Below are 14,635 nucleotides of genomic sequence, written 5' to 3'. Positions count from 1 at the left end.
AGGCCGGTACAAGCACTACACATCTACGGTTGTTCCCGGAGAACCGAAATGACTGACACCCCAATGTCCCCCGCCGAATTCGAAGCCGCCCTGCGCGCCAAAGGCGCTTACTACCACATCTACCACCCCTATCACGTGGCGATGTATGAAGGCCGGGCAACCCGCGAGCAGATCCAGGGCTGGGTCGCCAACCGCTTCTACTATCAGGTGAACATCCCGCTCAAGGACGCCGCGATCCTCGCCAACTGCCCGGACCGCGAGATCCGGCGCGAATGGATTCAGCGTTTGCTGGACCATGACGGCGCCCCCGGCGAAGACGGCGGCATCGAAGCCTGGTTACGCCTGGGCCAGGCCGTCGGCCTCGACCCGGATCAGCTGCGTTCCCAGGAACTGGTGCTTCCCGGCGTACGTTTTGCCGTAGATGCCTACGTCAACTTCGCCCGTCGAGCCCGTTGGCAGGAAGCCGCCAGCAGCTCGCTGACCGAACTGTTCGCACCGCAGATCCACCAGTCGCGTCTGGACAGTTGGCCGCAGCATTACCCGTGGATCGACCCGACCGGCTACGAATATTTCCGCACACGCCTGGGCCAGGCGCGACGGGATGTCGAGCATGGTCTGGCGATCACCTTGCAGCACTACACGACGCGGGAAGGCCAGGAGCGCATGCTGGAAATTCTCCAGTTCAAACTGGACATTCTTTGGAGCATGCTCGATGCCATGAGCATGGCCTACGAACTGAATCGCCCGCCGTATCACAGCGTGACCGAACAACGGGTCTGGCATAAAGGAATCACCTTATGAGTTTCGATCGCAGCAAGACCCCCACCTGGCGTCCCGGCTACCGCTTCCAGTACGAACCGGCGCAGAAAGGCCATGTGTTGCTCTACCCGGAAGGCATGATCAAACTCAACGAAAGCGCCGCGCTGATCGGCGGTTTGATCGACGGCGAACGCGACGTTAAGGCGATCATTGCCGAACTGGACGCGCAGTTCCCCGGCGTGCCCGAGCTCGGTGACGATATCGAGCAATTCATGGAGGTCGCCCGTGCTCAGCACTGGATCGAACTTGCCTGATTCCGCGTCAGACAAGTTACCGCCCAAACCTGAAATCGGCCTGCCGCTTTGGCTGCTGGCCGAGTTGACCTATCGTTGCCCGCTGCAATGCCCGTACTGCTCCAATCCACTGGATTTCGCCGAACAAGGCAAAGAGCTGAGCACCGAACAGTGGATCAAGGTGTTCCGCGAAGCGCGGGAGATGGGCGCGGCGCAGTTGGGTTTTTCCGGCGGTGAACCGCTGGTGCGCCAGGACCTTGCCGAGCTGATTTTTGAGGCGCGCAAACTGGGCTTCTACACCAACCTGATCACCTCGGGCATCGGCCTGACCGAGCAGAAAATCAGCGACTTCAAGAAGGCCGGCCTCGACCATATCCAGATCAGCTTTCAGGCCAGCGACGAGCAGGTGAACAACTTGCTGGCCGGCTCGAAAAAGGCCTTCGCGCAGAAGCTGGAAATGGCCCGTGCGGTGAAGGCCCACGGCTATCCGATGGTGCTGAACTTCGTGACCCATCGGCACAACATCGACAAGATCGACCGGATCATCGAACTGTGCATCGCCCTTGAAGCAGACTTCGTCGAGCTCGCCACCTGCCAGTTTTACGGTTGGGCACAGCTCAATCGGGTCGGTCTGTTGCCGACCAAGGAACAACTGGTTCGCGCCGAACGCATCACCAACGAGTACCGCGCCAAACTGGAAGCCGAAGGGCATCCGTGCAAGCTGATTTTCGTCACGCCGGACTATTACGAAGAACGCCCGAAAGCCTGCATGAATGGCTGGGGCAGTATTTTTCTGACGGTCACGCCGGACGGTACCGCGCTCCCCTGTCACGGTGCCCGACAGATGCCGGTGCAGTTTCCCAACGTACGCGACCACAGCATGCAACACATCTGGTACGACTCGTTCGGCTTCAACCGCTTTCGCGGTTACGACTGGATGCCCGAGCCGTGCCGCTCCTGCGACGAGAAAGAAAAAGACTTCGGCGGCTGCCGTTGCCAGGCGTTCATGCTCACGGGTGACGCGAGCAATGCCGACCCGGTGTGCAGTAAGTCGGAACATCACGGCGTGATTCTCAAGGCCCGCGAAGAAGCCGAACACGCGACCCAGACCATCGAACAACTGGCCTTTCGCAATGAACGAAATTCACGCCTCATCGCTAAAAGCTGAACCCTTCAGCGCCGCCAAAGCCGTCGCTGCCGGTGTCGACTTCGCCGAACTGCAGGTCGGCCGGCATGGCTTGTTCTGGAACGAGTACCGCCCCGAGGATGCCGCCTGCCGGATCTGGCATTGGCGCGACGGCCAGGCCCATTGTCTGACGCCAGCGGGTTTCAGTGTGCGTAGTCGGGTGTACGAATATGGCGGTGGCGCGTTCTGTCTGACGGATGACGGGATTGTTTTCGTCAACGAAGCGGACCAACAGCTGTATCGGCAGCCGCTCACTGGCGAGCCCGAGGTGCTGACTTCAAGTGAGTGCCGTTACGGCGATCTGCAGTACGCCAATGGGCAGGTTTTGGCGGTTGAAGAGAACCGTGATCGACATCGTCTTGTGGCGATTGATCTGGTTGATGGCGCGCGCCATCTGCTGGCCGAGGGGGCGGACTTTTACGCGGCGCCGACACTGAGCCCGGATGCCCGTCGCCTGGCCTGGATCGAATGGAGCCGGCCAGATCAGCCATGGACAGCCACCCGCCTGATGGTTGCCGAACGCCAGGGCAATGGCAGTTATGGCCAGGCGCGTTGCGTGGCCGGTAATGACGTTCAGGAGTCGTTGCAACAACCTCGGTTCGATGACGGCGATCGTCTGCTTTGCCTGACAGATCGTGGTGGTTATTGGCAGCCATGGGTGGAATCGGCAGACGGCCTGCGCCCTCTGCCAAGTACCGCCGCCGACCATGGACCGGCGCCGTGGCAGTTGGGCGGATGCACCTGGTTACCCCTGAACGAAGACACTTACCTGGCAAGCTGGACCGAAGGCGGCTTTGGCCGCTTGGGTCTTGGCGGTGGCGCCAGTGAAGACTTCACCGGCGGCTACAGCCGTTTCCGTCATCTCGCACTGGATGAGCAGTTCATTTACTGCATCGCCGCATCGCCGGTCAGTCCTCCGGCGGTGATTGCCATCGACCGCAACACCCGGCAGGTCAAGGTGCTGGCCGGTGGTGTGGCGCCGCTGCCTGCCGAACAGATCAGCGTCCCACAAACCCTGCGCTACCCCAGCGGTTCGGGAGAGGCCCATGGTTTCTTTTATCCGGCGATGACCGGGGACGCGAAACCGCCGCTGGTGGTGTTCATCCACGGCGGCCCGACTTCGGCCTGCTACCCGATGCTCGACCCACGTATCCAGTACTGGGCGCAACGCGGTTTTGCCGTGGCCGACCTCAACTACCGCGGCAGCAGCGGCTATGGCCGGGATTATCGCCAGGCATTGCATTTGAGCTGGGGGGAAGTGGATGTGGAGGATGCCTGCGCGGTCGTCGCTCATCTCGCCGAACGCGGATTGATCGACGGCGACAAGGCGTTTATTCGCGGTGGCAGTGCCGGCGGCTACACCACCCTTTGCGCGTTAGCCTTCCACAACGTCTTCCGCGCCGGCGCCAGCCTGTATGGCGTCAGCGACCCTGTAGCGTTGGGTCGTGCGACCCACAAGTTCGAAGGTGATTATCTGGATTGGCTGATCGGTGATCCGCTACAGGATGCTGAGCGCTACGCCGCGCGGACGCCGCTGCTGCATGCGAGCAATATCAGTGTTCCGGTGATTTTCTTTCAGGGCGAACTGGATGCCGTGGTGGTGCCGCAACAAACTCGCGACATGGTCGAGGCGCTGCAGAAAAACGGCATTCTGGTTGAAGCGCATTATTACGCGGACGAACGTCACGGCTTTCGAAAGGCCGGCAATCAAGCCCATGCGCTGGAGCAGGAGTGGTTGTTTTATCGAAGGGTGATGGAACTCGCGGACTGAAGTTTGCGCTCGGATCAAAAGTTGCGGCGCCTCATTCGCGAGCAGGCTCGCTCCCACATTCAATCGAGTTTCTCTGAGAGCGCTCGGTCAAATGTGGGAGCGAGCCTGCTCGCGAAAGCGATCTACCCGACGCGGCCAAACTCAGCGCTTGGCGATGATGTAAACCGCATGCACGATCCCCGGGATGTAACCGCACAACGTCAGCAGAATATTCAGCCAGAACGCGCCGGCAAAACCGACTTGCAGAAACACACCCAGTGGCGGCAACAGAATGGCAATGATGATTCGAATAAAGTCCATGGGGTCAGCTCCTGATTAAAGTTGGCTCTGTGAGCCTACAGCTAATCGACCTGCGGTGTTCGTCAGGGTTCAGTGCGAGTCTTGGCCGAATGCTGGTACCCAAATGAATTCCCACGCAAAAAAACGCCCCACGTCAAAAGAATCAAACGTGGGGCGATGCGTTATACCGCGAGACGGTTCGGGAATTCGTGTAGGGCGGGTCTGATCAGACGGCAATCCCTTTGCGGCATTGCAGTTGTGCGGTGCGCACACGGGAAAAGGCACGCGCCAGGCGCAGGAGCATTTTGTCGATATTGGCCTTGCTGACGGTGAGCGCCGGAGTGAAACGCAGGCAATCAGGTTGCGGGGCGTTGAGCAGCAAGCCTTCGTACAACGCCGCTTTGACGACTGCGTCAGCCGAATCATCAGACAGGGTAAGACCCCAGAGCAGCCCTTGCCCGCGCAACTCGCCGTGACCGTAGCGATGGGACAAACGCTCCAGGCCTTCGCGCAGGTACTGACCGGTTTCCCTGACATGGTCGAGAAACCCCTTGTCCTGCACGCTATCGAGTACCGCAAGGCCGGCAGCGGTCATCAGCGCATTGCCATGATGGGTACCGGACAGCTCGCCGACGTCGAAACAGCAGGCCTTCTCCCGCGCCAGCAATGCCGCCAATGGCACGCCACCCCCCAGTCCTTTGCCGAGGACGACGATATCTGCCCGTACACCGTAGGACTGTTCCGCAAGCAGGGTGCCGCAGCGACCGAGACCAGTCTGCACTTCGTCGAATATCAACAGGATGCCAAGCTCACGGCACAGGCGCTCGACACCCTTGAGGTAATGCTCGGTGGCCGGAATCACCCCGGCTTCGCTCTGGATCGGTTCGAGCATGATCGCCACGGTCTGTGCATCCACGGCGGCATGCAACGCCGGAAGGTCATTGAACGGGACGTGGCTGAAGCCGGGTAGCTGCGGCTCGAAGCGGTTGATCAGGTTCGAACTGTCCGACGCCGAAATCGTCCCGAGACTACGACCATGGCACCCCTTGTTGGCGACGATGATCCGCGAAGCACCGCCGCGATGCCGCTGACCCCATTTGCGCGCCAGTTTGATCGCCGCTTCGCAGGCTTCGCTGCCGCTGTTGAGCAGGTATGCCTGGTCACTGCCGGTGCTGGCACACAGTCGCTCGGCGAGGTTGAGCATGCCGCGGTTATGCAGGCCGAAACCGGGGTTGATCAGCGACTGGGCCTGCGCCGCGATGGCATTCACCAGTACCGAAGGGCTGTGTCCAAGGCTGTTGGCCCCGCCACCTTGTGAGAAATCCAGATAAGCGCGGTCATCACTGTCCCATAACCAGGAGCCTTGGCCGCGCACGAAAATCTGTTTCGGCCGTTCGACACTGGGCATCAGGCACTCACTGGAAAGGTTATCGCCTTTAGAGGAAAGGAAATTGTCCACGACCAGGTCATCAAGGGTCGGTGGATTGCGTCGCAAGTTGAACAAGTTCATCTGATAAAACCTCGTTTGAGGTTTTTTGCCTTACCTATGCAAACACCATCGGCATAAACGGTATTCATCGTGTTCTATGGCCCTGTAAGCCTTGTGAATGCGGTTAGACTAGGCTCAGGCACGGCGTTGAGCCATTTCGATTTCACAGCATTTTCGATAAGTATTACTTATGGATTTCAAGCAACTGCGTTATTTCGTCGCGGTCTACGAAGAAGGCCATGTGGGCCGGGCTGCCGAACGACTTTCAATCTCCCAACCGGCGCTGTCCCAGCAGATTCGTCACCTCGAACAAAACCTCGATGTGAGCCTGTTCGAACGCAGCAGTAAACGTCTGTTGCCCACCCTGGCCGCCCACACGCTGTACAACCACGCCCTGCCCTTGCTCGATGGCCTGCAACGGGCGCGCGAAGCCTTGGGCAATTTCAAGGGACAGGCGCTGCGCACTCTGGCCATTGGTGTCTTGCAGACTGTCCACACCAGCCTGGTGCCGCAGATGCTCGAGCGCGTGCGCAAGGCGCAGCCGCATCTGGTGGTGCAGATCTATGAACTGACGGGCCTGGAGATCGAGCGGCGGTTGCTCAACGGTTCGCTGGATATCGGCATCAGTTACTTGCCGCCCCGCCAGCCGGGACTTCACGGCGTGATGCTGTACGAAGATGAACTTACACTGGTCATCCCGGCGGACCATCCGTTGCGGGACTTCAAGAAAGTCTCAATGAGTCAGGCCGCCGAGCTGCCGATGTTGCTGCTGGGTGAGGAGTTTCAGGTGCGGCAGATCTGGCAGACACAACTGGCGAGCCTGGGGCGACGCCCGCAGGTGCAGGCCGAACTGAACAATATGGTGGGGATTCTCGACAGCCTGCCCCACACCCGGCTGGCGACTGTCCTGCCCGGGCGGTCGCAAAAGGCGCTCGACAATAACGAGCTGCTGTGGAAACCGCTGACCGAGCCGCGGGTGCCGCTGAAAGTCGGACTGGTGTGTCGGGATGTGCAACGGCAACAGGCCTCGCTGGCCTTGTTGCGGACCTTGCTGGAAGAAGTGATGAACGGACCGGATGACCGCCTGAACAGCCCGACAACCCTCGATGGGCTGAGCTGAATGCTTTTCTGCGGACAAAAGAAAACCCCGCCGAAGCGGGGCTTTGCAGACTGTTTCCCTGACATCCATTTCACTCCACCATCCTGGCAGAATCCTACGTGTCCGTGTTGTTGCTTTGCGCTTCCTGCGCGACGTCCATGTAAGTAGATTAGCTGTGGATCCAATCTGCATCTATGGGAGAAGAGCAGCACGTCATGTAAGAGAATGCTTACATGACGTGACAGGGTCAGAACTGGGCTGCGTCCAGCAGGAACAGCGACTCGCTACCGGCCTTCACCGACGCGCTCAACGAATGAATTCGCGGCAGCAGGCGTGCGAAATAGAACCGCGCCGTACCTAACTTGCTCGCGTAGAAATCGTCCTGCGCTTCTTTTCCGAAGGCTGCCTTGGCCATCAGTGCCCACATGTAGGCGTAAGCGACGTAACCAAAGGTTTGCAGATACTCAACCGACGCGGCGCCGATTTCATTCGGGTTATTTTTCGCACGGTCGAGCAACCACGCGGTCAGCTCGTCGAGGGTGGTCACGGCATCGTTCAGCGGCTTGGTGAACTCTGCCAGATCAGCGCTGGCGGTCGCGGTCGCGGTGAAGTGACGGATCTCGTCAGCAAACAGGTTGTAGAACGCCCCGCCGCTGCCGACGATCTTGCGTCCTACAAGGTCCAGGGCCTGAATCCCGTTGGTGCCTTCGTAGATCTGGGTGATGCGCACGTCGCGTACCAGTTGTTCCTGGCCCCACTCACGGATGTAACCGTGACCGCCGAAAACCTGCTGGCCGTGAACCGTGGTTTCCAGCCCGAGGTCGGTGAGGAACGCCTTGGCCACCGGGGTCAGCAAGGCCACAAGGTCTTCCGCGCGTTTGCGGGTGGTGGCGTCTTCGCTGAACTTGGCGGTGTCCAGTTGCATGGCCACGTAGGTCGAGAACGCACGACCCCCTTCGTTCGAGGCTTTCATGGTCAGCAACATGCGACGCACGTCCGGGTGGACGATGATCGGGTCAGCCACTTTGTCCTTGTTCTGCGCCCCCGTCGGCGAACGGCTTTGCAGACGGTCGCGGGCGTATTCAACGGCGTTCTGGTACGAGCGCTCGCCCGTGGCCAGGCCCTGAATACCGACACCCAGGCGTTCGTAGTTCATCATGGTGAACATCGCCGCCAGGCCCTTGTTCGGCTCACCAACCAGGTAACCCACGGCTTCGTCGAAGTTCATCACGCAGGTCGCGGACGCCTGGATGCCCATCTTGTGTTCGATCGAACCGCAGTTTGCCGGGTTACGCGCACCGAGGCTGCCATCGGCATTGACCATGAACTTGGGCACGAGGAACAACGAAATGCCTTTCGGACCGGCCGGCGCATCCGGCAGTTTGGCCAGTACCAGATGGATGATGTTTTCGGTCAGGTCGTGTTCGCCACCGGTGATGAAGATCTTGGTGCCGCTGACTTTGTAGGAACCGTCGGCCTGAGGTTCCACCTTGGTGCGGATGATCCCCAGGTCTGTACCGGCATGCGGCTCGGTCAGGCACATGGAACCGGCCCAGACACCGGCGTACATGTTCGGCAGGTAGGCGGCTTTCAGTTCTTCGCTGGCGTGGGCGTTGATCGACAGGCAGGCACCGGCGGTCAGCATCGGGTACAGGCCGAACGACAGGCTGGCGGAGTTGACCATTTCTTCGACTTGCGCCGAAACGGCTTTGGGCATGCCCATGCCGCCGTAGGCCGGATCGCCACCGACACCGACCCAACCACCTTCAGCATAAGTCTGATAAGCCTGTGGGAAACCTGCCGGCGTGGTGACGGCACCGTCCGCCCAATGGCAACCTTCTTCGTCAGCCGCACGGCTCAGGGGCGCGATGCTTTTGCTGGTGACCTTGCCGGCTTCCTCGAGAATGGCTTCGACCGTTTCCGCATCAACGGTATCGGCCAGCGCAGGCAATTCGGCCCAGAGTTTGGCGACCTCGAATACTTCATTGAGGACGAAGCGCATATCGCGCAGGGGCGCTTTGTAGTCAGCCATGGCAAACCTCGCAAGATCTATACAGGTGATTCGTAGGAATAGTGCTTTCGTTGGGTTCGAGTGTAACCCAACAACTTTTGCGACACATAGGGTCAGCTAGTGACCATTTTGTAATTTTTAGTCATTAACAAAAAGGCCCGCGCAAGGCGGGCTCTTAAGTTGCTGGGCTGAAAGACTAAAGCGTGAACAACTCCGCTGGTAGCTTCATCAGACAATCACTGCCCGCCTCGATGGCCGCGCGATGAGCGGCGGTGCGCGGCAACAATCGCTTGAAGTAAAACTCGCTGGTGACCAGTTTGCCTCTGCAGTAATCGGCATCGCCACTGCCCGCATCGAGTTGCGCCTGAGCGACCAGCGCCATGCGCAGCCACAAATAACCAAGGATGATGTAACCGCTGTACATCAGATAGTCGACCGACGCGGCCCCCACTTCATCCAGATTCTTCATCGCCGCCATGCCGACCCTGGTGGTCAACTCGCCCCATTGCTGATTCAGCCCGTCGAGCTGCGCCACATAGCTGGCAAGTTGCGGATGCTCGGCGTTGGCGGCACAGAACTTATGGACGATTTTAGTAAAGCCTCGCAGCAGTTTGCCCTGGCTGCCGAGCACTTTACGCCCGAGCAAATCCAGCGCCTGAATGCCGTTGGTGCCTTCATAGATCGGCGCGATCCGGCAATCGCGAACCAACTGCTCCATGCCCCACTCACGGATGAAACCGTGACCACCAAACACCTGCATACCATGGTTGGTCACTTCCAGCCCGGTATCGGTCATGAAGGCTTTGCAGATCGGCGTGAGGAACGCCAGCAGGTCTTCAGCGTCCTGACGCGCCGTCTCATCCGCGCTCATATGGGCGACGTCCAGCAATTGCGCAGTGAAATAGGTCAGCGCCCGGTTACCTTCGTTGAAGGCCTTCATGGTCAGCAACATCCGGCGCACGTCGGGATGAACGATGATCGGGTCGGCGGCTTTTTCCGGCGCTTTCGGGCCGGTCAGCGAGCGCATCTGCAAACGGTCGTTGGCGTATTTGATCGCGCCCTGAAAACTGGCCTCCCCCAGGCACAGCCCCTGCATCCCGGTGCCGAGGCGGGCATGGTTCATCATGGTGAACATGCAGTTCAGGCCCTTGTTCGGCTCACCGATCAGGAAGCCCTTGGCCTCGTCGAAGTTCAGCACGCAAGTAGCCGACGCCTTGATGCCCATTTTGTGTTCGATGGAACCGCAGGAAACGCCATTGCGCTCACCCGCTTCGCCTTCGGCATTGGGTAGGAATTTTGGAACGATGAACAGCGAAATGCCCTTGGTTCCTGCAGGAGCGTCCGGCAGTTTCGCCAACACCAGGTGAATGATGTTGTCGCTCATGTCGTGCTCGCCGGCGGAGATGAAAATCTTGCTGCCGGAAATCGCGTAACTGCCATCGGCCTGTGGCACGGCGCGGGTCTTGATGATGCCCAGGTCGGTGCCGCAATGGGCTTCGGTCAGGCACATGGTGCCGGTCCATTGGCCCGCGGTGAGTTTGCTCAGATAGGTCTGCTTTTGCGCGTCGGTGCCGTGGGCGTGGATGGCCGACATCGCACCGTGGGTCAAGCCGGGGTACATGCCCCAGGACGTGTTGCTGGAGCCGACCATCTCGCTGATGACCAGGCCCAGAGAACTCGGCAAACCCTGGCCGCCGTAAGCCGGATCGGCTGCCAGACCGTGCCAGCCACCTTCGACGTATTGTGCGAATGCCTGCTTGAAACCTGTAGGCGTTGTCACCACGCCGTTGTCGAAATGGCAGCCTTCTTCGTCGCCGCTGCGATTGAGCGGTGCGAGAACGTTCTCACAGAATTTTGCGCCTTCTTCGAGGATCGCGTTGACCATGTCCGGGCTGGCATCCGTGGCGCCCAGCGCGGCGTAGTTGCTGTGAAAGTCGAAGACGTGATCGATCAGAAAGCGCATGTCGCGCAGGGGAGCTTTGTACTCGGGCATGGTCATTTCTCCGGCAGCAGATCCCTCAAACCTACTGCCGCCGGCCACGCCTCACAATCACAGTCCAGACGCTGAATGCGCCATCATCACTCAACCCGCAGCGGCCGCGCGCACCGCACCACGACGGTTCTGACCGTAGGCCACCACGCAGTTTCGCCCGGCACCTTTGGCGGCGTAGAGCGCCTCGTCCGCGGACTTGAGCACTTGTTCGGGGTTGCGTTGCTCGACGCGCTCGGCGACGCCGATGCTGACGGTGACCGAAACACTCGTGGCCCCTGATCCGGCGCGACGCTGACGACCTTGCTGGTCGTCCTGAGGACGGCTGTCCGGGTTACGCAACTGAATGTTGTAGGTCGCGATGGATTCGCGGATGACTTCCAGGTGCGGCATGCACTCTTCAAGCGTCTTGCCCGCGAACACCAGTGCAAATTCCTCACCGCCGTAGCGATACGCCCTACCGCCACCGCCGATTTTCGACAGCTTGCTGGCGACCAGTCGCAGCACCTGATCGCCGACGTCGTGGCCGTGGGTGTCGTTGAATTTCTTGAAGTGGTCGACGTCGCTCATGGCCAGCACGTAATTGCGCCCCAGACGCTGCATGCGCTCATTCAAGGCGCGGCGGCCGGGCAGACCGGTGAGTTCGTCGCGGAAGGCCATTTGATAGGCTTCATGGGCAACCGCCGCCGCAATCATCAACATCACCTGGCTGCACATGATGTTCAGGGTGAACGGCAGGATGAAGGTCTTCGGCAACGCCCAGAACAACCCGAGCAAACCCACCAGTTGTGCGGCGTGCAAGGGTCTCGGGTTACGCCAGTATTGCCAGCTCAGCAGCAGGAACGAGGCGATAAACACGGGGTAAGACAGCTGGATCAGGCTCATCCACGCGCCATGCAGGGCTGGCCAGCGAATTTCCGATAGCCACATCAACAGCGCCTGTGGGTAACTTTGCTCCAGCCCCAACGCCACGCTGCCAACGGCCAGTAACACGGCGAAACGCGCCACCATGTCTTGAAACAGATGGGTGCGCTCCTGCCACGCAGCGAACACGCCAAACAACAGTGGCAGCAACAGACAGCACAAATGAAAGACCACGGCGGCGTCTTCACGCACCTTGCCGTTGTCGCGGTAATAGTCGGTCTGGGTGTCGAGCAGGTAGTAGGCGATGTACACCGTGACCATCAGAAACAGTTCACGCTGACGTCGGTAAACCGCGCAGTACGCGCCGCCGAGCAACAGCACCAAGGTAGGCAGCACGTTGAACAGCGACGTGAAGAAGACGTTCAGATCCTTGACGTAGGCAGCCGCTAGCCCCGCAATCAAAAGCAGAAGTGACGGTAGGAAATGACTGAAACGTACAGCGGAAGAACGTTGCAAGGGTAAAGCTCCGACCCGTCATATCAGCAGATGGCATTGTGCCCACCCACTTTAACGGCAGAAACCCTGACTTTCTGAGCGATTTACTAAGGTTTTTTTGAAGCCGCATGACTGGCTGCAATCAGGGCAGCCAGTAACCCACGGATTAACCTCTTCAAAGATCGTTGTAGAACGGTTGCAAAGGCCCCTCTTCGATTTTTCGACCTTCTGCCCCAACGGGTTTGAGCGTCACCAGCGCGTCCAACGCCTGCCGTGTCGTAACCTTTGGACTGACTGGCCGAACCGTCACGGCGTTTTCGTCACCCACGTGGCCTTGTGGAATGACCAACGACGGATGATCGAACGGGGCCTGCTCCCACGCGACTCGCGGATCGGTCAACCCGACCTCCATGAACTTGACCATGGCATCCACTTCATCGGAGGTCAGGTTCAGGGACGTCATGTCCGGATCGAGGTTTGATGTGTTGTGCTGGTTCACACTGGAATGATCGAAGCCGCTGGTGTTGTTCGCCTCCGAGCCACGACGGTCGCCGCCTCGGTTGTAGAACTCCATGACCTGTTTGAGCGTCGCCCGGCTGCCGTTGTGGAAATACGGCCCGGTCAACGCGATGTTACGGAGCGTCGGCGTCTTGAAAGCACCATCGACCGCATCGCGGAAACCGACATTGGGTTTGAGCGTAGCGTCGCAGGGTAATGCCGCGCTCAATGGCGCTTCAAAGGTGCACACATCGACGTCCAGCGGGTCAGGCACCTTGCCGCCCTGGATCTGCGTGTTGTACTCACGAGTGAACGCCAGCGGGTTGCCCCATGCGTCCGACCCACCGAGCCCAAGGTCTTCCGACGTCGGGCGCACACCGGTGTTGTAGAAACCGTTGTCGTACAGTGTGGTCAGGTTGTCCGCCATCACCATACGTTCAATGCGCTCACGAGGATGGAACAGCAAGCGGCTGCCCGCGTTGGTCAATTCCGCCCCGCCATGGCAACTGACGCACTTGCCCTTGCCGAGGAAAAGATTCATCCCCTCGACTTGCTGGGCATTCAATGCCTGATGATCACCCTGCAAGTAGGCGTCCAGCGGCGCCTGGTCCGAAATCAGGGTCGATTCATACATCTGGATCGCAAGCCCGAAGAACAGCGGGAAGTTGGCCTCCATCTGGGTATACGGCGCGCCGCCCAGCGAAACCTGCTGCGTCGCGTTCCACAGCCGAGGTTGGAAGGCGGCCTTGATCAGTTCACGATAGGTGGGGCGGCGGGCACCGGAAACGGGGCCCAATACCGAATCGTTCGATGAAATCCGCTGCTGTTTGAGCATCAGCGTATCGAGCATGCGTCGACCGATATCGGCGAAGGTGCGCCCGCCGCAAGACATTTCAACCGCGCTGCCCGGTGGCCCCACGGCTTGCGAGGCGGCGGAAGCATCGTTGAGTGCCAGCCATATTTTCGTCGCCACCCCGCTGCGATCGCTGGTCACGAAAATCCCGGCATCGGGATCGCGGTTACCGAACGGCGAGAAACCATTGAAGACGTTGTTCGCCCGCCCATCCCAGAAATTGCGCACGTTGAAGGCAGCATTGATCACCGACGGTGCGTTACGCCCGGTACTGCGACGAACGTTGATGCCACCGACCTGGAAGATACCGTCCGGCTGCTGCGTGCACTTGTCGAAACGCGGTTGATTGGGCTTGACGAAATTGGCGTCGAACACGCCTTGTGAGCCGATCACATCGTCGGTCGAATAACGGATCGGCGAATTGCGATCAAGCGAATCAACCAGCACGTGGGTCGGGAAGTCGGTTTTCTTGAGCATGTAGTTCGGGCCGCCCTTGCCTGCGGACAGGGTCGCGTAGGAGGCCACGTCGCCGGGGATATCGGAGGCTGCAAAAGGCTTGTTGAAGATCGACGCGACGTTGGCATTGGTGTGCGCCTGGCCGGGGTTGATCTGATTGGTGATCCGGTGATCGACGCCGGCGTGAAAGTGGCAAGACGCGCAGGCGGTGGCGCTATCGCTGCCGACTTCCATGTCCCAGAAAAGGGCTTTGCCCAGAAGGATTGCCGCGCTGCGATTGAGTACGTAGTCGGTCATCAGATCGACTTTGCGTCCGCCTTCGGTTCCCGAGGGGTCGGGCGGTGTCATGCCACGCAGTGATTGCAGCGCGGGCACTTCCGGCGCGGGTACATCAACCTCTGGCGCCGTCGCGGCGAGCGCACTGTTGAACGGCAGACTGATTGCTACCACGCCACCCGCGACCGCACAGGCCAAGCGGAGAGCTCGAATAAGGATGCTCAAGTTCAACATGATGACACTCCTGAATCAGAATGGAGTTGCCGGGCATGGGGCGTAGTTCAACTGGCAAAGCATTCGCTTTGTTTGGGGATAA

General features: G+C 59.7%; 11 protein-coding genes. 5 read left to right on the top strand and 6 right to left on the bottom strand.

Features of this window, described 5'->3' with window-relative positions; all coding sequences use genetic code 11:
- Positions 1 to 48: 48 nt before the first annotated feature.
- Genes pqqC through ACYZUD_RS26565 form a run of 4 tightly spaced genes read left to right on the top strand, consistent with a single transcriptional unit; the run spans position 49 to position 4,009 of the window.
- Entirely contained in the window at positions 49 to 801 is a 753-nt protein-coding gene (gene pqqC, locus ACYZUD_RS26580) for a pyrroloquinoline-quinone synthase PqqC (RefSeq protein WP_462020867.1), read from the top strand.
- Complete coding sequence (gene pqqD / locus ACYZUD_RS26575) at positions 798 to 1,073, top strand: pyrroloquinoline quinone biosynthesis peptide chaperone PqqD (protein WP_462020866.1); 276 nt, start codon at positions 798 to 800, stop codon at positions 1,071 to 1,073. The genes pqqC and pqqD overlap by 4 nt, the downstream gene beginning before the upstream one ends.
- Positions 1,066 to 2,220 (top strand): pyrroloquinoline quinone biosynthesis protein PqqE, encoded by a 1,155-nt coding sequence (pqqE, locus tag ACYZUD_RS26570; protein WP_462020865.1) that lies wholly within the window; start codon positions 1,066 to 1,068, stop codon positions 2,218 to 2,220. The genes pqqD and pqqE overlap by 8 nt, the downstream gene beginning before the upstream one ends.
- A complete protein-coding gene (locus ACYZUD_RS26565; protein WP_462020864.1) occupies positions 2,186 to 4,009 on the top strand; it encodes a S9 family peptidase in 1,824 nt (607 codons plus the stop codon). The genes pqqE and ACYZUD_RS26565 overlap by 35 nt, the downstream gene beginning before the upstream one ends.
- Positions 4,010 to 4,150: 141 nt before the next feature.
- On the opposite strand, the gene ACYZUD_RS26560 is transcribed toward ACYZUD_RS26565, so the two are convergent.
- Positions 4,151 to 4,309 (bottom strand): YqaE/Pmp3 family membrane protein, encoded by a 159-nt coding sequence (locus tag ACYZUD_RS26560; protein WP_007904205.1) that lies wholly within the window; start codon positions 4,307 to 4,309, stop codon positions 4,151 to 4,153.
- Between the two features lie 205 nt (positions 4,310 to 4,514).
- A complete protein-coding gene (locus ACYZUD_RS26555) occupies positions 4,515 to 5,798 on the bottom strand; it encodes an aspartate aminotransferase family protein (protein ID WP_462020863.1) in 1,284 nt (427 codons plus the stop codon).
- 169 nt (positions 5,799 to 5,967) lie between these two features.
- On the opposite strand from ACYZUD_RS26555, the gene ACYZUD_RS26550 reads away from it, so the two are divergent.
- Positions 5,968 to 6,897 carry a LysR family transcriptional regulator gene (locus tag ACYZUD_RS26550; RefSeq protein ID WP_462020862.1) on the top strand — a complete coding sequence of 310 codons (930 nt, stop codon included), beginning with the start codon at positions 5,968 to 5,970 and terminating at the stop codon, positions 6,895 to 6,897.
- Positions 6,898 to 7,123: 226 nt separating this feature from the next.
- Here the strand turns inward: ACYZUD_RS26550 and ACYZUD_RS26545 are convergent, their stop codons facing one another.
- From ACYZUD_RS26545 to ACYZUD_RS26530, 4 genes are all read right to left on the bottom strand, one after another.
- A complete protein-coding gene (locus tag ACYZUD_RS26545) occupies positions 7,124 to 8,908 on the bottom strand; it encodes an acyl-CoA dehydrogenase C-terminal domain-containing protein (RefSeq protein ID WP_462020861.1) in 1,785 nt (594 codons plus the stop codon).
- A 175-nt stretch (positions 8,909 to 9,083) separates the two neighbouring features.
- Positions 9,084 to 10,880 (bottom strand): acyl-CoA dehydrogenase C-terminal domain-containing protein, encoded by a 1,797-nt coding sequence (locus tag ACYZUD_RS26540; protein WP_462020860.1) that lies wholly within the window; start codon positions 10,878 to 10,880, stop codon positions 9,084 to 9,086.
- Between the two features lie 90 nt (positions 10,881 to 10,970).
- On the bottom strand, positions 10,971 to 12,257 hold the full coding sequence (locus tag ACYZUD_RS26535) for a GGDEF domain-containing protein (protein WP_462020859.1): 1,287 nt from the start codon (positions 12,255 to 12,257) through the stop codon (positions 10,971 to 10,973).
- Between the two features lie 154 nt (positions 12,258 to 12,411).
- Complete coding sequence (locus tag ACYZUD_RS26530; protein WP_462020857.1) at positions 12,412 to 14,553, bottom strand: cytochrome-c peroxidase; 2,142 nt, start codon at positions 14,551 to 14,553, stop codon at positions 12,412 to 12,414.
- Positions 14,554 to 14,635: the final 82 nt, after the last annotated feature.

This window comes from Pseudomonas sp. XS1P51 (assembly GCF_054897845.1).
This window is presented reverse-complemented; position numbering and strand designations above follow the sequence as displayed.